This is a genomic window from Amycolatopsis sp. NPDC006131 (assembly GCF_040614175.1).
In the GTDB taxonomy this organism is placed as follows: Bacteria; Actinomycetota; Actinomycetes; order Mycobacteriales; family Pseudonocardiaceae; genus Amycolatopsis_E; species Amycolatopsis_E tucumanensis.
Window position 1 is genome coordinate 158,505 of sequence record NZ_JBEXTX010000003.1, and the last position, 23,438, is coordinate 181,942.

The following is a 23,438-nucleotide window of genomic DNA, read 5'->3' on the forward strand; positions in this document are numbered from 1 at the left end:
TCAGACCGGGTCGTTCGCTATGTCGAGCATGACCTTGATCGCGTCTCCTCTCCGCTCAGCGTAGGTGTCGAACGCTTCGGCCACCTCCTCGAGCGGGAAGTGGTGCGTGACCAGGGCATCGGTGTCGAGCCGTCCTTGGCCGGCCAGGGAGATGGCGCGGGCGAGGGATCCGGCCCCTTCGCCCCGGACGGTGTGCAGTGTGAGGCCGTTCATCACGGCCCGGTTGAGGTCGGCGGTCACGGGCTGGCCGAAGAAGCCCACCAGGACGATCTCGCCGCCGCGTTTGGCGAGTCCCAAGGCGTGGTCGACAGTGGCGGGTGCCCCCGAGCACTCCAGGACGACGTCGACGCCCTGCCCGCCGGTGGCGTCGCGGACCTGCTCGACGGCGGTGCCGTCCCGGACGTCCAGGGCGAGATCGGCGCCGAAGGCCCTCCCCAGTTTCAGCCGGGACTCCCGGGTGCCGAGCAGCGCGACCAGATCCGCGCCGAGCGCCTTCGCCACCTGAACGGCGAGCAACCCGATCGGTCCCGGGCCGAGGATGGCGACCCGGGCGCCGACGACCAGATCGCCCAGCACGTCGAATGCGTGCATGACGGTGCCCACGGTCGTCAGCACGACGCCCGCATCGAAGCTGACAGCGTCGGGCAGGCGGTGCAGCGTCGAGACGTGGTTGAGGGCGTAGTCGGCGAACCCGCCATTGACGGTCATGCCCTGGGTCCGGTGGCCCTTCTCGCGGCGGCCACTGTTCAAGCACGCGGTGTAGGCCCCGGAAAGGCAGTTGACGCACCTCATGCAGCCCCGGTGGGCTTCGGTGACGACCCGGTCGCCGACGCGGAACTCGTCCACAGTGGACCCCACCGCCACGACCCGGCCGGCGTATTCGTGGCCGGGGACGAACGTGCCGGGCGGCGGGCCACCGTCGGGGAAGAAGGCGCGGCTGCGGATCTTGAGGTCGGTGCCGCACAGCGAAGCGCGGTGCACCCGCACCAGCACGTCTTCAGGCCCCGGCTCCGGCACCGGCAGCTCCGTCACGCGCATCCGCCCGGGCTCGGCCAGCACGGCCGCCCGCATCACGTCCGGGATCGCGGCCATCAGCGGTTCCTCCTTTCCTCGGCGGTCCCGTCCAGCTTCAGGGCACAGGTCGCGGGTGTCCAAGACCAAACCCCGGCACCGCGGATAGCCGTGCCCTATGTCCATAGGAAGCGGCTATGCGAGGGCCACGGTATTGGTATTTGCGCGCCGGGCGCGAGAACCGGTTCGGTGGAACGGGAACCGGAAGGAGCGCAATGGATCTCGGTATCGCAGATCGGGTCGCACTGGTGCACGGCGCCGGCGGAGGTCTTGGCGGGGCGGCCGCCCGGCGGCTCGCCGCAGAAGGCGCGGTCGTCGCCGTGGCCGACGTCCGCGCCGACGCGGCGGAACGCACCGCCGAGGCGATCCGCGACGACGGTGGCCGCGCGCTGTCCCTGGCGTGGGACCTCGGCGACCTGTCGGTGATCGACGCCAACGTCACGCGGGTCGAAGCCGAACTCGGTCCGGTGGACATCCTGGTCAACAACACCGGCGGTCCGCCGCCGACCGCGGTCCTCGGCAACCCCTCGTCCGTCTGGGCCGAGCACTTCCGGTCCATGGTGCTCTCGGTGGTGGCGATCGCCGACCGGGTGGTGCCCCGCATGCGCGATCGCGGCTGGGGCCGGATCGTGACGAGCACCAGTTCCGGTGTCGTGGCCCCGATACCGAACCTCGGCCTGTCCAACTCACTCCGGTCGGCTCTGCTCGGATGGTCGAAAACCCTGGCCCGCGAGGTGGGCCGGGCCGGAGTCACGGCCAACGTCGTGGTCCCCGGCCGGATCGGCACCGGCCGCGTCCGCGCCCTCGACGAGGGCCGGGCCGAACGCGAAGGGCGATCGGCGGATGAAGTCGTCGAGGAGAGCACCGCCTCGATCCCTGTCGGCCGCTACGGAGACCCCGCCGAGTTCGCCGCGGTCGTGGCGTTCCTCGCCAGTGTCCCGGCCTCCTACGTCACCGGCTCGCTAGTGCGGGTCGACGGCGGCCTCATCCCCAGCATCTGAGCGCGAGGAGCGCCGCCATGAGCTTGATCGACCGGTCCACCCGGGGCGTCTACGCGATCGTGCCGACCCCGTTCCTCCCCGACGGGCGGCTGGATCTCGACTCCCTCCGCCGCCTCATCGACTTCTACGGCGCCGCCGGGGTCGACGGCCTCACCGTGCTGGGGCAGATGGGCGAAGCGCCGAAGCTGACCCACGACGAAGCCGCCGAGATCGTCCGGGTGGTCCTCGACCGGACCGAGTTGCCGGTCGTCGTCGGCGTGTCCGCGCCCGGCTTCGGCTCGATGCGCACCCTCACCGACCAGGTCATGTCCCAGGGCGCGGCAGGCGTGATGATCGCCCCGCCGACCAGCCTCCGGACCGACGACCAGATCGTCGGTTACTACACCCAGGCCGCCGCCGCGCTCGGGCCCGGTGTGCCCCTCGTCGTGCAGGACTACCCGCTGACCTTCTCCGTCGTCATGTCGGTGCCGGTACTGCAGCGGATCGCGAACGAGGTGTCGTCGGTGGTGATGCTCAAACACGAGGACTGGCCGGGTCTGGAGAAGATCAGCGCGCTACGCGCGGCGGAGGCGGACGGCGAGATGCCGCGCCTGTCGATCCTGTGCGGCAACGGTGGTCTGTTCCTCGACTTCGAAATGGACCGCGGAGCCGACGGTGCCATGACCGGTTACTGCTTTCCCGAGCTGCTCGTCGACGTCGTCCGCCTGGCCGGTGAGGAACGGCACGACCTCTTCGACGCCCACCTCCCCCTGATCCGCTACGAGCAGCAGCCGGGGATCGGCCTCGCGGTCCGAAAGTACGTCCTGTACCGGCGCGGCCTGCTGGCCGCCGACACCCAGCGCAAGCCGGGACGCTCCCTCACCAAGACCGAACGCGACGAAGTCGATCTGCTGCTGGCGCGCCTCGGCAGGCACGATCCGCGCGCCCGGATCTGACGTTCAGCGGTTCTCGCCAGCGAGCTGGGGGTCTATCCCGTGATCGGTGTTTCTGGCGGTTTGGTTAGTAGGTTTCGGCGTCCGGCCAGCGGTCACCGAAGGTGATGGCGAAGGCGTTGAGTACGGGTTTCCAGCGCATCGTCCATCGGGCGCGGCCTGTGCCGGTGGGGGTCCAGGCTGCGGGTCACAAGATGCAGACACTTCATCGCGGCCAGTTCGGTCGGGAAGTGGCCGCGGGCCCGCACCGCACGCCGGTAGCGGGCGTTGAGTGATTCGATCGCGTTAGTCGAGCAGATCATTTTTCGGATCTCGACGTCGTAATCGAGGAACGACACGAACTCGGCCCAGGCGTTGCGCCACAGCCGGACCAGCGCCGGATACTGGGTCGACCATTTATCGTCCAGCTCCTGTAAAGCGGCTTCCGCCGCCGTCGCGTTGGGTGCCTCGTACATGGCTTTGAGGTCCCGCTTGAGCGCGTCGGTGTACTTCCGCGAAGTAAGCCGGAACGAATTGCGAATGAGGTGGATGATGCAGGTTTGCACGATCGCGGCCGGCCAGACTTGTTCCACCACCTCGGGCAGGCCTTTCAACCCGTCGCAGACGAGGAAGAACAGGTCCTTCACGCCGCGGTTTTTCAGATCGACCAGGACGCTCATCCAGAATTTGGCGCCCTCGCCACCGCTGCCCGCCCACAGGCCGAGCACGTCCTTGCGGCCGTCCACCGTGACACCGATGGCGGCGTAGAAGGGCCGGTTGGCCACCTGGCCGTCGCGGACCTTGACCACGATCGCATCGATGAACACCGCGGCGTAGACGGCGTCCAGCGGGCGGCTGGCCCAGTCCTGCATCTCCGCCACGACTTTGTCGGTGATCCGGGAGATCGTTTCCTTGCTCACCGAGGCGCCGTAGATCTCGGCGAAATGCGCCGAGATTTCCCCGGTGGAAATCCCCTTCGCATACAGGGACAGCACGATCTCGTCCACATCGGTGAGCCGACGTTGCCGCTTCTTCACAATCTGCGGCTCGAACGTCGATTCCCGATCCCGCGGCACCTCGATCTCCACCTCGCCGGCCGCGTCCGAGAGCACCGTCTCTTTCCGCGCACCGTTACGCACATTCGCAGAATCACGACCGGGCTGAGCACGGTTCTTCTCATGGCCGAGGTGCTCGGTCATCTCCTCGTTCAGCGCGGTTTCCAGCACGTTCTTGGTGAACAGCTCCAACAGCCCGTTCGGGCCGGTCAGCTCCAGCCCCCGTTGCCGGGCCTCGGCCACCATCGCCACCGCAACGGCCTGCTCCGGCGACAACGGCTTCTCACTCTTACGTGGAGTCACAGCCCCAGATGTCACCAGCGGGTACATCATTGTGGGAGCACATCACGCGCGAAGTAGGCGGTCACGCGGCGCAGGATCTCGTTCTCCTGCTCCAGCTGTTTCGTGCGCCTGCGCAGCTCCCGGTTCTCCGCCTCCAGGTCCCCGTGCGGGGCTGAAGTCGGGCTGTCGGCGCTGACACCGTCCTCGCGGTCGGCGATCTTCAGCCACCGTGACAGGCAGGACTCCGAGATTCCGAAACTCCTCGCGACCTGGGCAACCGACTGGTCGCCCTGACGGGCGACCGCGATCACGTCACGACGGAACTCCTTCGGAAACGGCTACGGCACGATCCTCATCCTTCCAGCAAGACCCTCGGCCTCACAGATCAGGAGTCAACCGAACCCTGGGCCGTCCCGTTTGCGGTGGTATTTCGTTTCGATCCAGGACACCATCGCCAGCCGCAGTTCGTCGCGGGTGCGCCACCGGCGAGTGTCGAGGACATTCTTCTGCAGCAACGAAAAGAATGATTCCATCGCGGCGTTGTCACCGCAGGCGCCGACACGGCCCATCGATCCGGCCAGCCCGTGACTGCGGCGCATTCGCCGGTAGGCGGCGGAGCGGAACTGGGCCCCTCGGTCGGAGTGGACCACGGTGCCGGCCGGGTCGCGTAGCGCGATCGCGTTGCGCAGCGCGCTGACGGCCAGTGAGGCCCGCATGTGCGTGTCGACGGAGTATCCGACGATTTTGTTGGAGTAGCAGTCCTTGATCGCACACAGTTACAGTTTCCCTCCCTGGTGGCATGTTCGGTGATGTCGGTCAGCCACAGCACATTCGGCGCATCGGCGGTGAAGCTGCGGCGAACAGGTCGTCGTGCACCGGCGGCCCCGCCGCGCGGGAAAGGCCCTTCTTCCTGACGTGCAGCGAGAAGATCTTCTGCATCGAGCAGATCCGCCACACCCGACCGGTACCCGTCGGTCGGGTCATCGGCATGAACTCGAGGGCGGCATTGATCAGGTGCGCGTCATCCCAATCCCGCTGTGAGACCGGATCGCGAAGCCACTGGTAGTAGGCCTGCCGGGAGATACCCAGCACCCTGCACGCCACCGCGACCAGCACCCTGATCGGGGCGCCGGTCGCAGCCAGTTCACGGACGAGCGGGAAGGTTATTTTCCCGGCAGATTGCCCTGCGCCAGATAGGCAGCCGCCTTGCGCAGCACCTCGTTCTCCTGCTCCAGCAGCCGGTTGCGTTTACGCAGTTCCCGCAGCTCAGCGGACTCCTCGCGGGTCACGCCCGGCGGGTGCCGTCCTCGACCTCGGCAGCACGCAGCCAGTTGGCCAGACACGACTCGGAAATCCCAAAGTCCTTGGCGACCTGCTTCAACGGAATCTCGCCGCGACGGGCCACGGCGATCACGTCGTCAGGTGTCCGGGCCACGAGGCCAAGGTCACAGCGACCAACACACCGCCCTGGCCACCACAGCCACCGGCGCAGCCCGAGCGAACAGCACACCGCCCCCGGCCACCACACCCACCGCCCTAGCCTCAGCGATCAACACACCGCCCCCGGCCACCACAGCGACGGGCGACTGGATCAGCGGCTCACCGAACCCGCCGCCACCAGGTGCGGCCAGATTTCCTCGGCGATGCCCTCCGGCGTGCCGGGGCAGCCGCGGCGCAGCCAGTCCATCACGGTCCCCAGCAGGGCGCCCGCGAGCAGCGCCGCCGCCGGGTCGTGGGGGATCTCCGCCGGGTCGTCGGCGTGGGTGGGGGCTGCGGTGCCGGCCAGGTGCACGTGGATGGCGATCGCGAGGCGCTGGTGCAGGTGGTTGATCACCCGGGCGCTGCCGGCGAGCAACGCGCCGTACAGCCGCGCGTGCTCGGCCACGTGCGCGAAGATCCTGGCCAGCGCGTCGATCGGCGCCGGGTCCTCGTTGGGCAGCAGCACGTGGGCGGCCGCGACCAGCTCGTCGAACATGTCCGTGCACGCGGCCGCCGCGAGGTCGTGCACGTCGGTGTAGTGCTCGTAGAACGTGGAGCGGTTGACGTCCGCCCGCTTGGTCAGGTCGGACACCGAGATCTGACCCAGGTCGCGCTCGGCGATCAGCTCCAGCAGCGCGGCCTCGAGCGCGGACCGTGACCGGCGGCTACGGCGATCGGGTACTTGCGGGGCGGACACCGGATCAGTCTAATGGTCTCCGACAGGTGTTGGAAAAACACCACATGTCGGAATGATTCGGGCGAAGTTCACCCGTCGAGGAGTTGGTGATGACCACCGCGGAACCCCGGAGCTACCCGTTCAGCGAGCCGGATCGGCTGGACATGGAGCCGTTGTTCGCGAACCTGCGCGCGAGCGAGCCGCTCACCCGGGTCCGGCTGCCCTACGGCGAACCGGGCTGGCTGGCCACCCGCTACGAAGACGTGAAGGTCGTGCTCGGCGACCCACGGTTCAGCCGCGCGGCGAGCCTCCAGCACGACGAACCCCGCATGCGGCCGCAGCCGTCGCAACCCGGCGGCATCCTCAGCATGGACCCGCCGGACCACAGCCGCCTGCGCCGGCTGGTCCAGAAGGCCTTCACGGTGCGGCGCATCGAGCAGTTGCGGCCGCGGGTGCAGGAGATCGCCGACGGGCTGGTCGACGCGATGCTCGACCAGGGCCCGCCCGCCGACCTGGTCGAGGCGTTCGCGCTGCCGGTGCCGGTGACCGTGATCTGCGAGCTGCTCGGCGTGCCCTACGAGGACCGCGTGGACTTCCGCCACTGGTCCGACGCGTTCCTGTCCACCACGAAGTTCACGCCCGAGGAGGTGGCGGACTGCACCGGCAGGATGCACGCCTACCTGGAGGGCCTCATCGCGCAGCGCCGCGCGGAGCCGCGGGACGACCTGCTCAGCGGGCTGGTCGCCGCGCGGGACAACGAGGATCGACTGTCCGAAGAGGAACTGGTGATGCTCGCGACGGCGTTGCTGGTCGCCGGGCACGAGACCACCGCGTCGCAGATCCCCAACTTCGTCTACACGCTGCTGACGCACCCCGACCAGCTGGCCGTGCTGCGCGCGGATCTGAGCCTGGTGCCGAAGGCGGTCGAGGAGCTGATGCGGTTCGTGCCGCTGGGGCTCGGCGCCGGCATCGCCCGGTACGCGACGGAGGACATCGAGCTGGGCGGGGTGCTGGTGCGCGCGGGCGAGGCCGTGCTGCCCGCGCTGGCGTCGGCGAACCGGGACGAACGCGTCTTCGCCGACCCCGACGAACTCGACCTGCGCCGCCAGGACACCTCGCACATCGGCTTCGGCCACGGCGTGCACCACTGCCTGGGCGCGCCCCTGGCCCGCATGGAGCTGCAGGTCGCGCTCGACACGCTGCTCCGCAGGCTGCCCGGCCTGCGCTTCGCCGACGGCGAGGCGGGCATCGACTGGAAGGCGGGCCTGTCCACCCGAGGCCCCGAGCGGATGCTGCTGACCTGGGACCACTGACCCGACAACTCCGCTCCGGGCGCCCGGCAGGCCGAGCGGTCCGCCGCGGCGCTGGCGTGCAGGGGCCGCGGCTTCTCAGCCGGCGAGCTGCCGGGTGAACCAGTCCGTCAGCACCTCGTCGACGGCCTTTGCCGTCGGGAGCTGCGGCGCCGGCTCCAGGCCCGGTTCCTCGGCCAGCGGGTGCGCCAGCTCCGGCACGTCGACCAGCTCCGCGTCCGCCAGCCGGGCGACCAGCGCGGCGGCGTCCGCGCGCAGGTCCGGGTGGTCCCGCTCGCCGCTCACCAGCAGCAGCGGCACCGGCGCCAGCTCGCCGGCCCGCGCGACGAAGTCGAACGCGTCCGCCACCCGGTGCGCCTCCTCCGTCCACTCGTACGGGCGTCCGGCGAGGCCGTCGGTCAGCGGGACCACCGACCGCAACCGCACGGCGGGGTTCACCAGCGCCGCCGAGCGGATGGGGACCTGTTGCGCCGCAAGGACTTCGAGCGCCACCGCGCCGCCCAGCGAAGCGCCGAGCACGCTGACCGGGCCGTCGTCGACCGGCAGCTGCGCGCGAAGGTCCTTCAGCGCGGCCGGGAATTCCCCGGCGGCCTGCCGGACGAACGGCGCCAGGAAAGCCAGCAACGCGTCCCGCCGGGCGAGTTCGATCGCCGCGTCCAGGCGGCCGTCCACCATCCGCGCGCCGCACATCGGCATGGCCAGGTGGACCCGCCACGCCGGCACCCCGCGCATCGGCAAGGCGGCCGCGAACGCCGCGTCGGTCCGGGGCGCGTCCAGCATGTGCCAGGTCACGACCAACGGCGCGCGGCCACCCCCGGCCGGTGGCAGAGCCGTGTACGGGACACCAGCGGCGGTGCCGGTCAAGGTTTCCATGTCCGGCCACGCTAGACGTGACGACAAGGCTGGTGGAATCCCTTTCGCTGCGGGCGAACCAATCGATCGTCGCCCTTACCGGCCCGGCGCCGCTAGGCAGCTCACGCCACCGGTCGCGGACCCTCCGTCGCTGCGGGCGAAAGCTCCCACACCAGTTCGATCACCCTCGCGAGGGTCGTCAGGCGGGCGCCCAGCATGCCGGGCACACACACCACCAGCCCACCGCCGGTCAAGCTGGACCTCACGACACCCACGGCGAACTCCCTCTCACTGCAGGCGAAAGCTCCCGCACCAACACGACCGCCCTCGCGAGCGTCACCAGCCGGTCGCCCAGCATGCCCCCGCCGGGCACACACACCACCAGCCCACCGCCGGTCAAGCTGGACCTCACAGCACCGACGATGAACTCCCTTTCACTGCAGGCGAAAGCTCCCGCACCAACTCGATCGCCCTCGCGAGCGTCGCCAGCCGGGCGTCCAGCGTGTCCCCCGCCGGGTAGAGCCGCACGGTGTCCACACCGGCGTCCCGCCACACGCGCAGCCTCTCGCGCACCATCGGCTCCGTGCCGATCAGCGTCGTGCCGAGCACCATCTCGTCGGTCACCAGCGCGGCCGCGCCGTCGCGATCCCCGGCCTGCCAACGAGTCCGCACCTCGGCCGCGACCTCGGCCCAGCCCTGGCGGCTGTAAGCCTTGTTGTAGAAGTTGGTCGACGCCGAACCCATCCCGCCGAGGCTGAACGCCAGCTCCTTCTTCCGCCCGGCCACCATCGCGGCCAGCGCGTCCTCGTCCGGCGCGAACGCCACCTCCGCGCCCTGGCACACGTCCAGATCCGCACGGGTGCGCCCGCTGCGCGCCAGCCCCTCGTCCAGGTGCGCGAAATACGCCTCCCCAGCGCCCTCCGGGACGAAACTCGTGCCGAGCCAGCCGTCCGCGATCTCGCCGGTCAGCCGCAGCATCGCCGGGGACAACGTCGCCAGGTAGACCGGGATCTCGTGCTCGGCGCGCATCGACAGCCGCATCGGCACCGCGTCCCCACCCGGCAGCGGGATCGTGAACTCGTTGCCGGAGTAGGAAATCTTACCGCCCGCCACAACCCGCCGCACGATCTCGACGGTCTCCCGCATCCGCGCCAGCGGCCGCGCGAACGGCACCCCGTGCAGACCCTCGATCACCTGGGGCCCAGACGCGCCCAGCCCGAGCAGGAACCGCCCACCGGACAGATTGGACAGTGTGATCGCGGTCTGCGCCACCGCGACCGGAGTCCGCGTGCCGAGCTGCATGATCCCCGATCCCAGCAGCATCCGCGAGGTGCGCGCCGCGAACCAGCCCAGCGCGGACGGCCCGTCCGAACCCCACGCCTCGGCGACCCAGCAGACGTCGAGCCCGAGCTTCTCGGCCTCCACCACGAAGTCCGTCACCTCGCCGAACCCGCTGGAGGCCTCGACGGTCGTCGCCGTGCGCATCAGGCCTCCGCGCGCTTCTTGAGGCACTCCAGCGTCGCGGTCATGTTGCGCTCGAACTCGCGCATCCGCACGAACACGATCTTCTGTTCCTTCTCCGGCATCCGGTCGATCGCCAGTGACAGCCCGGACCGCCCCGGGCCGAGCCGCATCCACTGCGACAGCTCCGTGCCGCCGTCGCGGGGCTCCACCCGGAACCGCCACGTCGCGCTGGGCTCGGCGGGATCCCCGACCGCCCAGGCGAACACCCGCCCCGGCTCGAACTCGACGATCTCCGACGTGGTGGCCCACTCCCCCAGCGCCTCGTGCTTGCTGCGCCCGACGAACCGGGCGCCCACCGCGGGACCGGTCGCGCCGTCGACCCATTCGACCGACTGCAGCTCGTCGCTCATCCCGGGCATCAGGCCGATGTCGGAGACCAGCGCCCACACCCGCTCCGGCGGGGCGTCGACCCAGGTCCGCACCTCCACCGTCGGGGTGTCCGCGTAGCGCGCGCCCGTCCACTCCATCGCCGGCCGTCCTCCTCGTCGTCGCGGGGCCCGGCCACTACAGTTGCGTAATGAGACTCAGCCTGTCAAGAACCTGTCGCGCACGTCCGGCCTGCTCTTGAGCCGCTCCGGGAAGCCCGGCCCGAGCCGCATCCGGGTGTCGTCCGCGCGCAGCGGCTCGCCGCACCGCGCGCAGACGACCTCGGCGTGGGTGTCGTGGCCGCACGTGTCGTGGTGGAAGGTGATCGGCGCGCCCTCCTCACCGGCCAGCCAGCGGTCGCCCCACCGGGACAGGGTTGCGAGCACCCCGAAGAAGTCGCGCCCCTTCTCGGTGAGCAGGTACTCGTGGCGGCGGGGCTCGTCCTGGTAGGGCCGCCGCTCCAGCAGCCCCTCCTCGACGAGCCGCCGCAGCCGGTCGGTGAGCGTGTTGCGGGCGATGCCCAGCGACTGCTGGAAGTCGTCGAACCGGCGGACGCCGTAGAACGCCTCGCGCAGCACCAGGGGCGTCCACGCGTCGCCCAGGAGGTCCACGGTGCGGGCGATCGAGCACGGCCAGTTCGCGAACGACGTCCTCTTCATGCGGCCAGGGTAGCCCCGCCGCGCCGGTCAGCTCTCCCGGTAGAGGACGAGGTGCTCGTGGTAGAGCACGCCGTCGCGGACGTCGCCGGTCGCGGTGAAGCCGGTGTCGTCCACGTAGTCGATGTGGTTGCCGGTCACGGTGTAGCGGCCGGTGTAGGCGCTCTTCCGGTTGCCGCGGGCCTCGTCGTAGCGCCCGTCGGGCAGCAGTTCCTGGCGGATGTGGCCGTCGGCGGTGACCCACATGCCGACGAAGTCGTGGTTCTCCATGCCCCCAGGGTGCTCCCCGCGCACCGGCGCAACCAGGGAGCGCCGCACCCCCTCTACAGGTCGAGCACGAGCGAGGGAGTCTGCGACCGCGAGACGCACGGCATCAGGTATTCCCCGGCTGCCCGCTCCTCGGGGGTGAGCACCGAATCCCGGTGATCGGCCTTGCCACCGAGCACCCGCACCTCGCAGGTACCACAAGTGCCTTCCCGGCAAGTCGACGGCACCCCGGCGCCGGCTCGGTTCACCGCGTCCAGCACCGACTCGTCCGGACCGACGCGGACCGTGCGCCCGCTCCCGGCGAGCACGACCTCGAACTCCGCGTTCCGGCCGAACTCCTGCGGCTTGGGCGCGAAGCGCTCGACGTGCAGTGCCAGCGCATGTCGATCGCACAGCTCCTCGACCGCGGCCAGCAGCCGCTCCGGTCCGCAGCAGTACACCGCCGTGCCCGGCTTCGCCGAGGCCAGGAGCGCATCGAGGTCGAAACGGCCGCGATCCGAGGTCCAGATCGTCACGTCGCCGAGGCCCCGGAGGACATCGCGGTAGGGCATGCTCCGCACGGTGCGTCCCAAGTAGACCATCCGCCACGGCACTCCGGCCCGCGACAGCATGGGGAGTAGCGGGGTGATCCCGATGCCGCCCGCGATGAACAGGTACTCCGGCGCCGGGGCGAGCGCGAAGTTGTTGCGTGGCCCGGTCAGCGTCACGACATCACCCACCGCCAGCCGGTCGTGCGCGTGAACTGATCCGCCGCGACCGTCCGCCTCACGCCGGACCGCGACGCGCCACCGGTCCTGTTCGGCCGGATCACCACACAGCGAGTACTGACGCGTCAGGCCGGGCGCGAACCGGATATCGACGTGCGCACCGGGCGCCCACGCCGGGAACCGGCCGTTCACCGGGGTGAACTCCAGCTCGACCACCCCGTCGGCGACGACGGACTTGCCGGCCACCACGGCCTGGATGCCCGGCCGGGTCCGCACCCGTGCCGGGCGCGGGCCGCCGGGGTTCCACCGCACGAGCAGTTCCGGCACGCCGCGCCCTTCGCCGACCGGACCGTACTCCAGCTCGTCGTACGGCGTCGCGAGCCGGAGTCCGGGGAGTCGCTCGTGGATCACGCGCAACTCGGTCTTGAGCAGCAGCCTCGCCAGCGGCGCGCCGAGGCAGGCGTGGACGCCCTGGCCGAACCCCAGGTGTGGTCGCTCGAACCCGCGGTCGAGCAGGACGCCGTCCGGGTTGTCGAACACGGAACCGTCCCGGCTCCCCGAGGCGTAGGCGAGGAAGACCTCGTCACCCGCCCGCAACCGGGTCCCGCCCAGCTCCGTGTCGCGGGTGACCACCCGCGGCATTCCGGTGATCGCCGATTCGTACCGCAGCAACTCTTCCAGTGCCCGGGCCCGGCTGGCGTCGTCGTGCTGTGCCGCCTCGTACGCGCCGTCGCGCGAGAGGAGGTGGGCCAGCCCCGTGCACAGCAGGTTCGACGACGTCTCGTGTCCGGCCAGCATCAGGCCGGGGAACAGGGACAGCATTTCGAAGTCGGTCATCTCGGCCTCGCCGCTGTCGCGCACGTTCCAGACGTGGCTGATCAGGTCGTCGCGGCGGTCGCGCCTGCGGTCCGCCATCACCTCGCGGATGTGTTCGTGCAACTCCAGCAGCGCATCGGCCTTCTCCTCGGGCGACGCCCGGTAGTGGGTGTCCTTCGGCCCGAGGAAGAATGCCAGCGCGAACCCGATCCAGTCGGCCTTGTCCACGTCCAGGCCGACGATGTGGGCAATGGTCCGCAACGGCAGCGGCAGGGCGAAGTGGCGTTTCAGCTCGATCTCACCGCGGTCGGCGAACTCGTCGATCAGGGCGTGCGCGTTCCGCTCGATCCAGGGTTCGAACCGGGCCAGGCGCCGCGGCATGAAGAACGTGTTGACCGCGGCTCTCAGCCGGTCGTGGTCGGGGTTGTCGTGCCCCAGCAACGTGCCCCGGTCCGGAACCCGGCCGGCGAACCTCTCCCGCCACGGTGACGGCAGTTCGGGCACGGCAGGCCTGGAGGAGAACACCTCCGGCTGGTGCAGCGCCTCGACGATGTCGCCGTAGCGCGACACTACGTAGCGCCCCATCGACTCGCTCCAGGTCAGGCCTGGTCGCGAACGGGCCTCCGCCAGGTCGCCGAACAACGCGCGGGGATCGGTGAAGGGACAGCTCACGCCACCCTCCCGCTGTGCAGCACGATCTCGGCGCCCTCGTCCGTCCACACCAGACACCGCAGCTCGTGCGGGCCTTCGGTGATCTCGCCGGTCTTCAGGCCCGCCGCCGCGGCCTCGGCTCGGGCGGCCGCCACGTCGGCGACCCGCAGCAGCAGCGCGGGGTGCGAGGTCACGCTGTCGGTCCCGGCCAGCGCCACCCGCGCCCCGGCCACGTCGAACTGCGCCCACCGGTCGCCGTCGACGAACGCCGGTTCCGCGCCCAGCAGCCGCGTCCACGTGGTGACGGCGGCGGCCAGGTCGGCGACCGGAACCACCGTCGCGATCTTCGACACGTCCATCAGATCTCCTCCGCGATGCGCCGGGCGCCGGCGACGGCCAGCGCGACCGAGGTCAGGGTCGGGTTGCAGGCGGTCGCCGTGGGGATGACGCCGTTGCCCGCCACGTGCAGGCCCTCGACTCCCCACACGCGCGAATCCTGGTCGCACACCGAGGTCCCGTCATCGGCGAGTCCCATTCGGACGGTGCCCTGGTAGTGCAGCGACGCGCCGGCGGCGAGCGTGATCGGCTCGTCGTCCAGCGGCTCACCCAGCGCCGAAGCGGCCCGGCGCACCGCGGCGCGGGCGGCGTCCAGCGCGGCTTCGTCCCGCGGCGTAAGCCCGTATTCGATGCGCATCGCGGGCATGCCGTAGCCGTCGCGCGCCGCGTCGTCGAACACGATCCGGTCCTCGGCCCGCACGTCCTTGGCGCAGAACCAGCCGAGCCCGACGATCGACCCGGGCGCGGGCACGTCGTCCGGCGCCAGCGGCACCGGGGACGCGTCCAGTTGCATCACCTGGCCGTGGAACGGCTCGGCGTCGGTGAACGGCACCCAGCTCACCCCGCTCTGCCGCACGATCCGCGACCGGCCGCGTGGATCGGTGTCCGCAGGCCCGACGTCGCGCAACCGCACCGCGAACACCACCTGCGGCTGGTCGTTGAGGTACCGGCCGAGCGCGGGCGGGCGCACCCCGGACGCCCACAGCAGTTGCGGCGTGCGCAGCGCGTCGGCCGCGACCACGACCCGCGCGGCGCGAATCTCGTGCTCGCCGCCGTCCCGCAGGTCCCGCACCAGCACGCCGGCCGCGCGGCCGTCCTCGACGAGCACACGCGTCACCAGCGCTTCCGGGAACAGCGTGTGCCGCTCGTTGCGCCGGGTCGCCTCGCCGTACACGACGTCCGCGCCGGACCAGACCAGCGAGCCGTCCGGCTCGCACCGCACGGCCAGCGGCATCGGCCGCACCCGCCGGTCCTCGTCACGGCCGGGGTCGAACTCAGCGGAGAGCCGCTTGCGGACCTCGGCGGCGAACGGCGCGTCGTCGAAGGCGTGCGCGGACACCCCGAGCAGCCGTTCCGCCTCGCCGAGCAGGTCGTCCAGGTCCGGCAGGAACCCGATCCGCTCGCTCTCACCCGGCCGCGGGCAGGCGGCCGTCCAGTGCGCGCCCATCCCGCCGACGTTGCTGGACATCGCCGCGGCGGGCAGCGCGTCGCCGCCGAGGAGGAACGTCCCCGGCCGCCCGCGCGCCGCGCCGCCCGGCCCCTCCGAGCGCCGCTGCGCCCGCTCCCGCGCGACCGGATCGGCGATGTTCTTGACGTGGACGCCGGGCGGGTCGGCCAGCATCGGCCCGGTCTCGAACGTGGCCAGCCGCAGGTCCGGCCGGGTCTCGGACAGGATCCGCGCGTACGCGGCGCCGCACGGTCCGCTCCCGACGATCGCCACGTCCACCGCGCCGGGGAAGGCCCTCACGCCGCCACCAGCCGCTTGCGGTCGCGCCCGCCACCGGGCACCGGCATGTAGGAGATGCGCAGGCGCACGGACACTTCCACGTCGTGCTCACCCGGCGCGAGCGGCTCGCCGGTGTCGAAACCCAGCACCGCCCGCTCCCCCATCTCCCACCGGTCGCCGGTGATCCCGGGCATCTCGGCGAAGGTGTAGGTGTTGCCGTGCACGGTGAACGTGGTGCGCCCGGGCGGCACCGGGACGCCGTCGAGCACGAGGTCGACGGCCTCCACCATGGACAGGAACAGCCCGCGGTAGTAGGGCATCCGCACCTCCACCTCGCCGCCGGATCGTTCGCGGGCGCGCAGGCCGCACACGATGTACTGGTCGAACATCGGGGTCTCCTCACTCGCCGAGCAGCCGCGCCAGCATCTCCTGCTGGCGGCGCACCTGCTCGACGCTGTCGACGGGGAAGGCGTCCTGGATGTGCCGGTTGCCCTCGTACTCGCTGGACAGGTAGCCGGTGAACCCGCCGCCAGCAAGCACCGGCACGATCTCGTCGTAGGGGATGCTGTACTCGTACCCCTCATCGGTCATCTCGTAGAACTTCGCCTGCACGTGCCCGATGAACGGCAGGTGCTCCAGCATCTCCTTCGGCTCGGTCCAGATGTAGTGGGTGGCCTGGCGCGCCAGGCCGAACTCGACCGGCCCGCCGCCGCGGTAGTTCACGATGTCCATCAGCGCGTGGGTGTCGCCGTGGTCGTCGTAGGTCCGCACGATGTAGTCGACCAGCGCGGGGTCCGCGCCGTCGCGCAGGGCGCGTTCGCTGACCACGCGCGGGAACCGCCGGACGTGCACACCCATGTCCGGCATCAGCCCGAGCACGTGCGGCCCGGCGCGGTGCATCACTTCGAGGTGCTCGAGGATCCACGGGTGGGAGAAGTGGAACGGCGCGTGCACTTCGAGCAGCAGCCGGACGCCGCGGTCCTCGGCGTAGGGCGCGGCGGCGGCCATCACCTCGGGCGAGAAGTTGATGGTGGCCTTGACGATGCCCGCGCCCAGCCGGACGGCGATGTCGATGTCGCGGCGCACGGAGGCGACCTGCTCGTCGAGGGTGAGCCAGCGGTCGGCGTGGAGCTTGGTGTCGAGGAAGGCGTTGGTGGCGACCGGGGTCGTGCCGTAGGCGGCCATCCAGCCGTGCCACCGCTCGGCGAACTCGTCGGTCACCACCGGGTAGCCGGGGATGGACTGCTCCGGGATGATCTCGATCCCCGTGGCGCCCATGGCCGCGGCGGCGGCGACGCAGTCCTCGACGGACATGGTGCGCAGGAAGTACTCCTCCTGGAACGAGTACAGGCTCACGCCGCGGCGCGGGCGGTCGGGTGGAGCGGTCACCGGGGTTCCTCCTGGTTCAGATTCAGAATGATGATTCTAGTTTTGCGGGCGCGAAAAAGCCAGCGCCATCCGCGGGAAGTGCTAGCGCCGGCGCTTCCTGGGCGGCGGTTCCGGCTGGGTCAGGAACGCCAGCACCATCCGCGCGAGGTCGGCCAGGATGTCCGACCACTCCCCCTCGCCGGAGGCCTGCTGCGTGCTGCCCAGCGCGAGCCAGCGGGCCAGCACGCTGTACACGACGGTGAAGCTCCACTCCAGCGCGCGGTGCGGATCGGGGTGGCCGATCTCGTCCTCGCGCTGGGCGAGCGCGTCGACGAACGCGTCCCGCAGCTCCGCGTGCGCCGCACCGCCCAGCTCGGCGATCTGCGGGTCGGTGTTGGCCAGCAGCATGAACGGGCCGAGCACGGCGGCGTTGCGGCGCAACAGCTCCGCGGCCGTGCCGATGACCCGCTCGACCGCTTCGCCGAACGTCTCCCCCGCGGGGGGCTCGGCGGCGAACGCGGCGCGCTGCTCCTCGGCGATCCGCTCCATCTCACGGGCGTGCGCGGTGCGGATCAGGTCGTCCTTGCTGCTCACCCGGCCGTAGATCGACCCGGTGGACACGCCGGCGCGCTGCGCGACGTCGGCGAGGGTGAAGGAGTCCGAGCGGTGCTCGACCAGCAGGGCGATCACCGCGTCCAGCGCCTTGTCGAACGACAGCCTGCTGCGTTCCTGCTTGGGCTCCCGGACCCGGGCGTTCACGCTCTCCACGGGCCGACCGTACGGCACGCCGGTCACCGCGGGCGACACCGGGATCACGCCGGCACCGCCGCCGCGGCGTAGCGGCCGCGGAGGAACACCATCGGCTCGCCCGCCTCGGGGTCGACCTCCAGCACGCGCACCCGGCCCAGCACCAGCTCGTGGTCGCCGGCCGGCTGCACGGCTTCGATGTCGCAGCCGACCCGCAGGACCGTGCCGCACAGGCGTGGCCCGTACGGCGCCGGGCCGGGCAGGCCGTACACGGCGAACCGGTCCGGCGCCTTGCGCACGAAGTCCCGGCACAGCTCCTCCTGCCCGGCCGCGAGCACGTTCGCGCAGAACCGCCCGGTCTCCCGGATCCGCGGCCACGAGGTGCTGGCCCGGTCGGGCAGGAAACCCACGAGCGGCGGGTCCAGCGACACCGAGGTGAAGGTGCCGACCACCATCGCGATCCCGGCGCCGGCGGTGACCACGCAGACGCCGGTCGGGTAGTGGCCCAGCGCCCGCCGGAATTCGGCGCCGTCGGACGGGTTCACGTCAGTCCTCCTCCTTCGCGCGGGTGGCGCGGTCGATGTCCGCGGCCATCTGCTCGTGCTTGCCGTCGAGGTCCCAGAACAGCATCGTCAGCGCCTGCAACACGATCAGCAGCAGCGGGGCGCCGTAGAACATCAGGCGGATCGCGGTGAGCGCCGAGCCGGACGCCTCGCCGGGCGTGTACCCCGCGACGCCCAGCCCGTAGGCGACGGCGGCCGAGCCGACCGCCGAGCCGACCTTGGTGGCGAAGCTGATGCCCGACGAGAGCAGCCCCTCGTTGCGGGTGCCGAACCGCCACTGCTGGTACTCGACCGTGTCGGCGACCATGGTGAACATCGAGACCATCGACAGGTTGATCGCCAGCGTGCCGACGATGTAGCAGGTGAGGAACGCCGGGAAGTTGCTCTCGAGCGGGATCATCGCCGCCCAGAAGACGAACCCGACGGCCAGCGCCTGGACGTTGCCGCGCCGCTTGCCGAAACGCCGGTAGTAGGCCGGGGCGACGAACCCGCCGACGATCATCGCGCCGGACACCAGCGGCAGCAGGACCGAGATCGCCCACGGCGCGTGCAGCACGGCGAGTGCGAAGTAGACGGTCACCGCGAGCACCATGCCCAGGCGCACGAAGTTGAGCACGCCGTAGACGAAGGTGATCTTCCAGACCTTGTTGCCCCACAACGTCCGCAGCGCCGCGCCGGGGCGGAGCGCGTCGGTCTCCGGGGGCAGGGCGTAGCGCTCCTTGCAGGCCACGAAGGTGAACACGAAGAACCCGACGGACAGCACGCTGAAGATCAGCGTCGCGATCGTCCAGCCGCGTTGCTCGTTCCCGCCGCCGAGCAGGGCCACGAACGGCGTGGTGCCCGCGGTGACGATGATCGACCCGACCGAGCTGCCGATCGCGCGCAGCCCGCCCATCTGCATGCGTTCCTGCGAGTCCCGCGTCATCATCGGCAGCAGCGAGCTGTACGGGACGTTGACCAGCGAGAACAGCAGGCCCAGCGTCAGGTAGGTGAGGAAGGCGTAGATCAGCTTCCCGGTGTCGCCGATGTCCGGGACCGTGAAGGTGAGCACGCCGAGCACGCCGAACGGGATCGACGCGAAGATCAGGTAGGGCCGCGCCTTGCCCCAGCGCGAGCGCGTGCGGTCGACCAGCACGCCGATCGCCGGGTCGATGATCGCGTCCAGCAGGCGGGCGACGAGGAACAGGGTGCCGAGCGCGGCGACCGGCACCACGGCCACGTCGGTGTAGTAGTAGAGCAGGAAGCCGCCGACCAGGTTCCAGGAGAGGTTCGAGGCGAGGTCGCCCGCGCCGTAGCCGAGCTTCTCCCGCCATCCGAGCCGGACCGCGTGTCCGGGCGTCACCCGCGGGGTGACGTCGCTGGTGATGTCCACAGTGCCGCTCCTTTGCGCACACGGCGCCGTCGTGGCGCCGGGGAAGACCCTGACCACGATGCGGCACGACCCCATGGTAAAGGAAATTCATAGTTCGGATTCTGCTTATCCACGGAAGCGATGTCGCGCGCTTGACCTGCGGAAATGTCCCGTTGAGCCAGCTGGGCCGCGGTGCCGGTGGTGCATAATCCCGGCGACGGCGGGGTGCGCCCGCGAGCCGCCCGTCGGGGAGCCGACCCCTCCCCGCGCCCGGTCGCCGCCGTCGCTGCCAGGGAGTCGTCCGTGTCTCTCGCCCCGCTCCGGGTGCTGTTCAGCCGCCTCGCCGCACCCGGCCACCGGAGGGCGCCGCCCGCCGCGCAGCGGCGCGGCGCCGTGCCGTGCCGCCACCCCACGACGGGCACCAAGCGCCGTACACCCACCTCGCCGCACCCACCCGCCGCCCGAGGGCTTTCCCGTGCCCCCACCTCACATCGGTCACCCACCTCGCCGCACCCCGCCACCCAAGGCCTCCTCCGTGCCCACCGGGCACCTCGCGGAGGTCGCGCCCCGCCGCGCGTCCGCGGGACGCGGTGCCCCCACCCCACGGCGGGCGCCACGCGGAGATCACCCGCCGCCCGTCTGCCCGGCGCCGCACCCCCACCCCACGCCCCACCCACCTCACCGCATCCAGCCATCCCAGGGAGTCCCGTGCCCCTCGCCCCACCCCGCACCAGGCGTCGCGCGTTGTTCGGCTGCCTCGTGCTCGTCACGGCGCTCGGCGCGCTCGACCAGACGATCGTCGCGACCGCGTTGCCCGCGATCGTCGCCGAACTGGGTGCGCCCTCGCGCGTCTCGTGGGTCGTCACCGCGTACGCGCTGGCGCTGACCGCCGCGATGCCGGCCGCCGGCGCGCTCGGCGACCGCTTCGGCCACCGCCGGGTGCTGGCCCTCTCGATCGCGGCGTTCGTGGCCGCGTCCGCCGCCTGCGGGTTCGCCGGCGACGTCGGCTTCCTGGCCGCCGCACGGCTGGCGCAGGGCCTCGGCGGCGCCGGCCTGCTCGTGCTGCCGCAGGCCGTGGTGGCCGGCGCCCTGCCCGCCCGCGAGCGCGCCGCGTTCCTCGGGCCGCTTGGCGCCGTGTACGCGATCGCCACGGTCGCCGGTCCCCTGCTCGGCGGCTGGCTCACCGACGTCACGTCCTGGCGCTGGGTCTTCTGGCTCAACCTGCCGCTCGGGGCCGCGGCGGCCGTGCTCGTCCGGACCGCCGTCCCGGCCGGCCGCGGCCACGCCGGGCGGGCGCGGTTCGACACGCTCGGCGCGGTCCTGCTCGCCACTGCGGCCACCGGGCTCGTCCTGGTCACCACGGCGGCCGCCGAAACCGGCTGGAACGCGGCCACCACAACGGGAGCGGCGCTCACCGCACTAGCCGGCGCAGCAGCTCTCGGCTGGGAGCGGCGGGCCGCGAACCCGGTCCTCCCGGTGGCGCTCTTGCGAGACCGCACCGTGTGGTTGTGCTGCGTTCTGGCGCTGGCCGGCGGGATCGGCCTGTTCGGCGTGCTGGCCTACGTGCCGACATGGGTGCAGGAGGTGTACCGCACCTCGGCGACCACCTCGGGACTCCTGCTGTTGCCGGTCACCGCCGGGATCGTCGCCGGGGTCAACGCCTCCGGGTTCGCCGTGCGCCGCTGGGGCGCGTGGCGCCCGTTCCCCGTCGCGGGGTGCGCGTTGTCCGGCGGCGCGGCCGCGGCACTGGCGAGCACCAGCGCGGCGCCGCTGCCAATCGTCGCCGCCCTGCTCGCGCTGCTGGGCCTGGGCACCGGGCTGTTCATGCAGATCGTCGTCGTGGTGGCGCAGGACGCGGGCGGCCCGCGGGTGGTCGGCGCGGTCACGGCCGGACTGGCCTTCGTGCGGGAAACCGGGGTCACCGTCGGCGCCGCCGTGCTCGGCGCCCTGGTCGCCCGGGCGGCAGGCGGTTCGTACGCGCCGGTCTTCACCACCACCGCGGCATGCTTCGCCGCCGGCCTGCTGTGCGCCCTCGCCCTCCCGCGACGATTACTAGAATCAAAATCCTGATTATGTTTCAATGGCAGTCCCGACCTTCTGGAGTTGATCGACGATGACCGCGCTCCGATGGAGCTACATGGACCACTGGCGGGCCGACAGCCCGCGCGGGCCCGTGACGCAGTACACCGCCCGCCGCCACATGGACGACTTCGTCAAGCAGATCAGCGCGGTCGGGTTCGAGGGCCTGGACATGTTCGACTTCCAGGTCTTCGCGCTGAGCGGCATGTTCGGCTCGGTCGCGAACTACCAGGACTACCTGCGCGACCACGGCATCGACAAGATCGTGAACCTGTTCCGCGGCATCATGTACGACCCGCGCCTGGCCGATCCGCACGTCCGCGAAACCCACGACGAGATCGTCGAGAGCACGCGCCGGATGCTGGGGATGTGGCAGGCGCTGGAGATCGAGAACCTCATCGTGATGCCGGCGAGCCTCTACACCGCGGCCGCGCCGGTCACCGACGACAAGATCAAGGCCGCGGCGGAGTGCTGGAGCCGCGTCGGCGAGATGACGCTGACCGAGTTCGGCGTGCGGACGACCGCGCACCACGAGTTCTTCTGCGCGATCCGCACCGAGTCCGACATCCGCAAGTTCTACGACTGGTCGGACCCGCGGTACGTGAGCTTCTTCTGCGACACCGCGCAGCACTGCATCGCCGGGCTCGACCCGGTCGCGTTGTTCCTGGACCTGCACGAGCGCTGCTCCGGATTCCACTTCAAGGACACCCGCCAGGTCGACACCACCGAGGCGTACCGGCACAGCCCGGACGCCGAGCTGATGGCGCCGCAGACCGACCGCTGGTTCCACGAGATGGGCACCGAGGGCGGGCTGGTCGACTTCCCGCGCCTGATGCGGGCGATCCGCGACACCGGCTACACCGGCTGGATCACCGTCGAGCACGACAAGGCCAACATCGGTGGCGACTACGCCGAGGCCACCGCCCTGTCCATGTGGTACGCCCGCAACGTCCTCTCGGAGATCTGCGCATGACCATCCGCCTCGGCTACGCCATCAATCAGTGGAAACCCAACTTCGACGACTTCACCCGCCCCGAACAGCACCGGCGCGCGCTGAAGGTGATCGCCGCGTGCGGCTTCACCGGTGTGGAACTGCGGGCGGGCACCGGCCGGTGGGACCCGCTGGGCCGCCCCTCCTCCATCGCGGCGACCTACGGTTCCACCACCGCCTTCCTCGACCTCGTGCGGGAGATCGGCCTGCGGGTGTGCTCGTACTACGTCGATCCCGGTGAGCCGGTGGACGAGGAGCTCAGCCGCGGCCGGTCCATTCTGGACACCGGTCAGCACGCCGCAATCGTGGAGTCGCTGCGGCCGTTCGCAGAGTTCCTCGCGGAGGCCGGGGCCGACCGGCTGGTGGTGCGGGCGCTGCCGGAGCACGGCGCGCTGACCGACGGGCGTCTCGGCGACGCGGCGGACGGGTGGAACGCGGTCGGCGCGATGGCGGCGAAGTCCGGCGTCCGGGTGTCGCTGCACGTGGACTGCCTGTCCGCGGCGGCCGACGAGAAGGTCCTGGCGGAGCTGCTGGACGGCACCGACCCCGACCTGGTGGGCCTGACCGTGGACACCGCCGAACTCACCGTCGCCGGCCTCGACCCGGTGCACGTGCTGTCCGGCAACCTCGACCGCGTGGACCACCTGCACCTCAAGGACACCCGCTACGTCGACGAAGCCGGTGAGCGGCTGGCCCCGCACGCCGCGGCGAGCATGCTCGCCGAAGGCGGCGCGCGGGAGATCGACCGCTGGTTCTACGAATGCGGCACGCGCGGCGGGCTGGTCGACTTCCCCGCCGTCGCCGCCCTGCTGCGCGACTGGTCCGGCTGGGCGGTGTTCGAGAGCGAGCAGACGCCCAACCCGGCACGGAGCGCCATGCTCAACGGCTGGTACGCCCGCCGCCTGTTCGACCCCAACCGCTGATCGAGGGAG

Annotated in this window: 21 protein-coding genes and 3 pseudogenes; 6 read left to right on the forward strand and 18 right to left on the reverse strand. The window is 71.2% G+C overall.

Annotation, left to right across the window (positions count from 1 at the left end):
- On the reverse strand, window positions 1-1,092 hold the full coding sequence (locus tag ABZ215_RS03325) for a zinc-binding dehydrogenase (protein WP_354947442.1): 1,092 nt from the start codon (window positions 1,090-1,092) through the stop codon (window positions 1-3).
- 194 nt (window positions 1,093-1,286) lie between these two features.
- Here ABZ215_RS03325 and ABZ215_RS03330 point away from each other — a divergent pair, with 194 nt between their 5' ends.
- Together ABZ215_RS03330 and ABZ215_RS03335 are read left to right on the forward strand one after the other, a co-directional pair.
- Window positions 1,287-2,072: an SDR family oxidoreductase gene (locus ABZ215_RS03330; protein ID WP_354947444.1), complete on the forward strand. Its 786-nt coding sequence runs from the start codon at window positions 1,287-1,289 to the stop codon at window positions 2,070-2,072.
- 17 nt (window positions 2,073-2,089) lie between these two features.
- A complete protein-coding gene (locus ABZ215_RS03335) occupies window positions 2,090-3,007 on the forward strand; it encodes a dihydrodipicolinate synthase family protein (protein ID WP_354947446.1) in 918 nt (305 codons plus the stop codon).
- A gap of 64 nt (window positions 3,008-3,071) precedes the next feature.
- Here the strand turns inward: ABZ215_RS03335 and ABZ215_RS03340 are convergent.
- The 4 genes and pseudogenes from ABZ215_RS03340 to ABZ215_RS03355 form a co-directional block, all read right to left on the reverse strand.
- A pseudogene (locus tag ABZ215_RS03340) lies at window positions 3,072-4,284 on the reverse strand (IS256 family transposase).
- A gap of 83 nt (window positions 4,285-4,367) precedes the next feature.
- Window positions 4,368-4,643 (reverse strand): annotated as a pseudogene (locus tag ABZ215_RS03345) (transposase); the annotation flags it as partial.
- Window positions 4,644-4,733: 90 nt separating this feature from the next.
- A pseudogene (locus ABZ215_RS03350) lies at window positions 4,734-5,755 on the reverse strand (IS3 family transposase); the annotation flags it as partial.
- 156 nt (window positions 5,756-5,911) lie between these two features.
- Window positions 5,912-6,496, reverse strand: coding sequence for a TetR/AcrR family transcriptional regulator (locus ABZ215_RS03355; RefSeq protein WP_237335377.1), 585 nt, complete (start codon window positions 6,494-6,496; stop codon window positions 5,912-5,914).
- Between the two features lie 89 nt (window positions 6,497-6,585).
- Between ABZ215_RS03355 and ABZ215_RS03360 the strand changes: the two genes are divergently transcribed.
- Window positions 6,586-7,788: a cytochrome P450 gene (locus tag ABZ215_RS03360; protein ID WP_354947448.1), complete on the forward strand. Its 1,203-nt coding sequence runs from the start codon at window positions 6,586-6,588 to the stop codon at window positions 7,786-7,788.
- Window positions 7,789-7,863: 75 nt separating this feature from the next.
- Here the strand turns inward: ABZ215_RS03360 and ABZ215_RS03365 are convergent, their stop codons facing one another.
- From ABZ215_RS03365 to ABZ215_RS03425, 13 genes are all read right to left on the reverse strand, one after another.
- Window positions 7,864-8,658: an alpha/beta hydrolase gene (locus tag ABZ215_RS03365; RefSeq protein WP_354947450.1), complete on the reverse strand. Its 795-nt coding sequence runs from the start codon at window positions 8,656-8,658 to the stop codon at window positions 7,864-7,866.
- A gap of 387 nt (window positions 8,659-9,045) precedes the next feature.
- Window positions 9,046-10,122 (reverse strand): LLM class flavin-dependent oxidoreductase, encoded by a 1,077-nt coding sequence (locus tag ABZ215_RS03370; RefSeq protein WP_354947452.1) that lies wholly within the window; start codon window positions 10,120-10,122, stop codon window positions 9,046-9,048.
- Window positions 10,122-10,628, reverse strand: a complete 507-nt coding sequence (locus tag ABZ215_RS03375; protein ID WP_354947454.1) for an SRPBCC family protein — start codon at window positions 10,626-10,628, stop codon at window positions 10,122-10,124. The genes ABZ215_RS03370 and ABZ215_RS03375 overlap by 1 nt, the downstream gene beginning before the upstream one ends.
- 57 nt (window positions 10,629-10,685) lie before the next feature.
- The gene (locus ABZ215_RS03380) at window positions 10,686-11,186 is read right to left on the reverse strand and encodes a helix-turn-helix domain-containing protein (protein WP_354947456.1); all 501 of its coding nucleotides are present in this window, start codon (window positions 11,184-11,186) and stop codon (window positions 10,686-10,688) included.
- Between the two features lie 27 nt (window positions 11,187-11,213).
- Complete coding sequence (locus ABZ215_RS03385; protein ID WP_020420833.1) at window positions 11,214-11,453, reverse strand: Atu4866 domain-containing protein; 240 nt, start codon at window positions 11,451-11,453, stop codon at window positions 11,214-11,216.
- A 53-nt stretch (window positions 11,454-11,506) separates the two neighbouring features.
- Window positions 11,507-13,645 (reverse strand): cytochrome P450, encoded by a 2,139-nt coding sequence (locus ABZ215_RS03390; protein WP_354947458.1) that lies wholly within the window; start codon window positions 13,643-13,645, stop codon window positions 11,507-11,509.
- Window positions 13,642-13,983, reverse strand: a complete 342-nt coding sequence (locus ABZ215_RS03395) for a hypothetical protein (RefSeq protein WP_354947460.1) — start codon at window positions 13,981-13,983, stop codon at window positions 13,642-13,644. The genes ABZ215_RS03390 and ABZ215_RS03395 overlap by 4 nt, the downstream gene beginning before the upstream one ends.
- Window positions 13,983-15,428, reverse strand: a complete 1,446-nt coding sequence (locus tag ABZ215_RS03400; RefSeq protein ID WP_354947462.1) for a GMC family oxidoreductase — start codon at window positions 15,426-15,428, stop codon at window positions 13,983-13,985. The genes ABZ215_RS03395 and ABZ215_RS03400 overlap by 1 nt, the downstream gene beginning before the upstream one ends.
- Window positions 15,425-15,796, reverse strand: a complete 372-nt coding sequence (locus ABZ215_RS03405) for a DUF6379 domain-containing protein (RefSeq protein WP_020420829.1) — start codon at window positions 15,794-15,796, stop codon at window positions 15,425-15,427. The genes ABZ215_RS03400 and ABZ215_RS03405 overlap by 4 nt, the downstream gene beginning before the upstream one ends.
- A gap of 10 nt (window positions 15,797-15,806) precedes the next feature.
- The gene (locus ABZ215_RS03410) at window positions 15,807-16,796 is read right to left on the reverse strand and encodes a TIM barrel protein (protein ID WP_237335371.1); all 990 of its coding nucleotides are present in this window, start codon (window positions 16,794-16,796) and stop codon (window positions 15,807-15,809) included.
- Window positions 16,797-16,877: 81 nt separating this feature from the next.
- Complete coding sequence (locus ABZ215_RS03415) at window positions 16,878-17,543, reverse strand: TetR/AcrR family transcriptional regulator (protein ID WP_354947465.1); 666 nt, start codon at window positions 17,541-17,543, stop codon at window positions 16,878-16,880.
- Between the two features lie 44 nt (window positions 17,544-17,587).
- Window positions 17,588-18,067, reverse strand: coding sequence for a flavin reductase family protein (locus ABZ215_RS03420; protein WP_354947467.1), 480 nt, complete (start codon window positions 18,065-18,067; stop codon window positions 17,588-17,590).
- 1 nt (window position 18,068) lies between these two features.
- The gene (locus ABZ215_RS03425; protein ID WP_354947469.1) at window positions 18,069-19,457 is read right to left on the reverse strand and encodes an MFS transporter; all 1,389 of its coding nucleotides are present in this window, start codon (window positions 19,455-19,457) and stop codon (window positions 18,069-18,071) included.
- Window positions 19,458-20,144: 687 nt separating this feature from the next.
- Here ABZ215_RS03425 and ABZ215_RS03430 point away from each other — a divergent pair.
- The 3 genes from ABZ215_RS03430 to ABZ215_RS03440 are packed head-to-tail and all read left to right on the forward strand — an operon-like array spanning window position 20,145 to window position 23,429.
- A complete protein-coding gene (locus ABZ215_RS03430) occupies window positions 20,145-21,506 on the forward strand; it encodes an MFS transporter (protein ID WP_354947471.1) in 1,362 nt (453 codons plus the stop codon).
- 43 nt (window positions 21,507-21,549) lie between these two features.
- Complete coding sequence (locus tag ABZ215_RS03435; RefSeq protein WP_354713230.1) at window positions 21,550-22,488, forward strand: sugar phosphate isomerase/epimerase; 939 nt, start codon at window positions 21,550-21,552, stop codon at window positions 22,486-22,488.
- A complete protein-coding gene (locus ABZ215_RS03440) occupies window positions 22,485-23,429 on the forward strand; it encodes a TIM barrel protein (RefSeq protein ID WP_020423125.1) in 945 nt (314 codons plus the stop codon). Before ABZ215_RS03435 ends, ABZ215_RS03440 begins: the two co-directional genes overlap by 4 nt.
- Window positions 23,430-23,438: the final 9 nt, after the last annotated feature.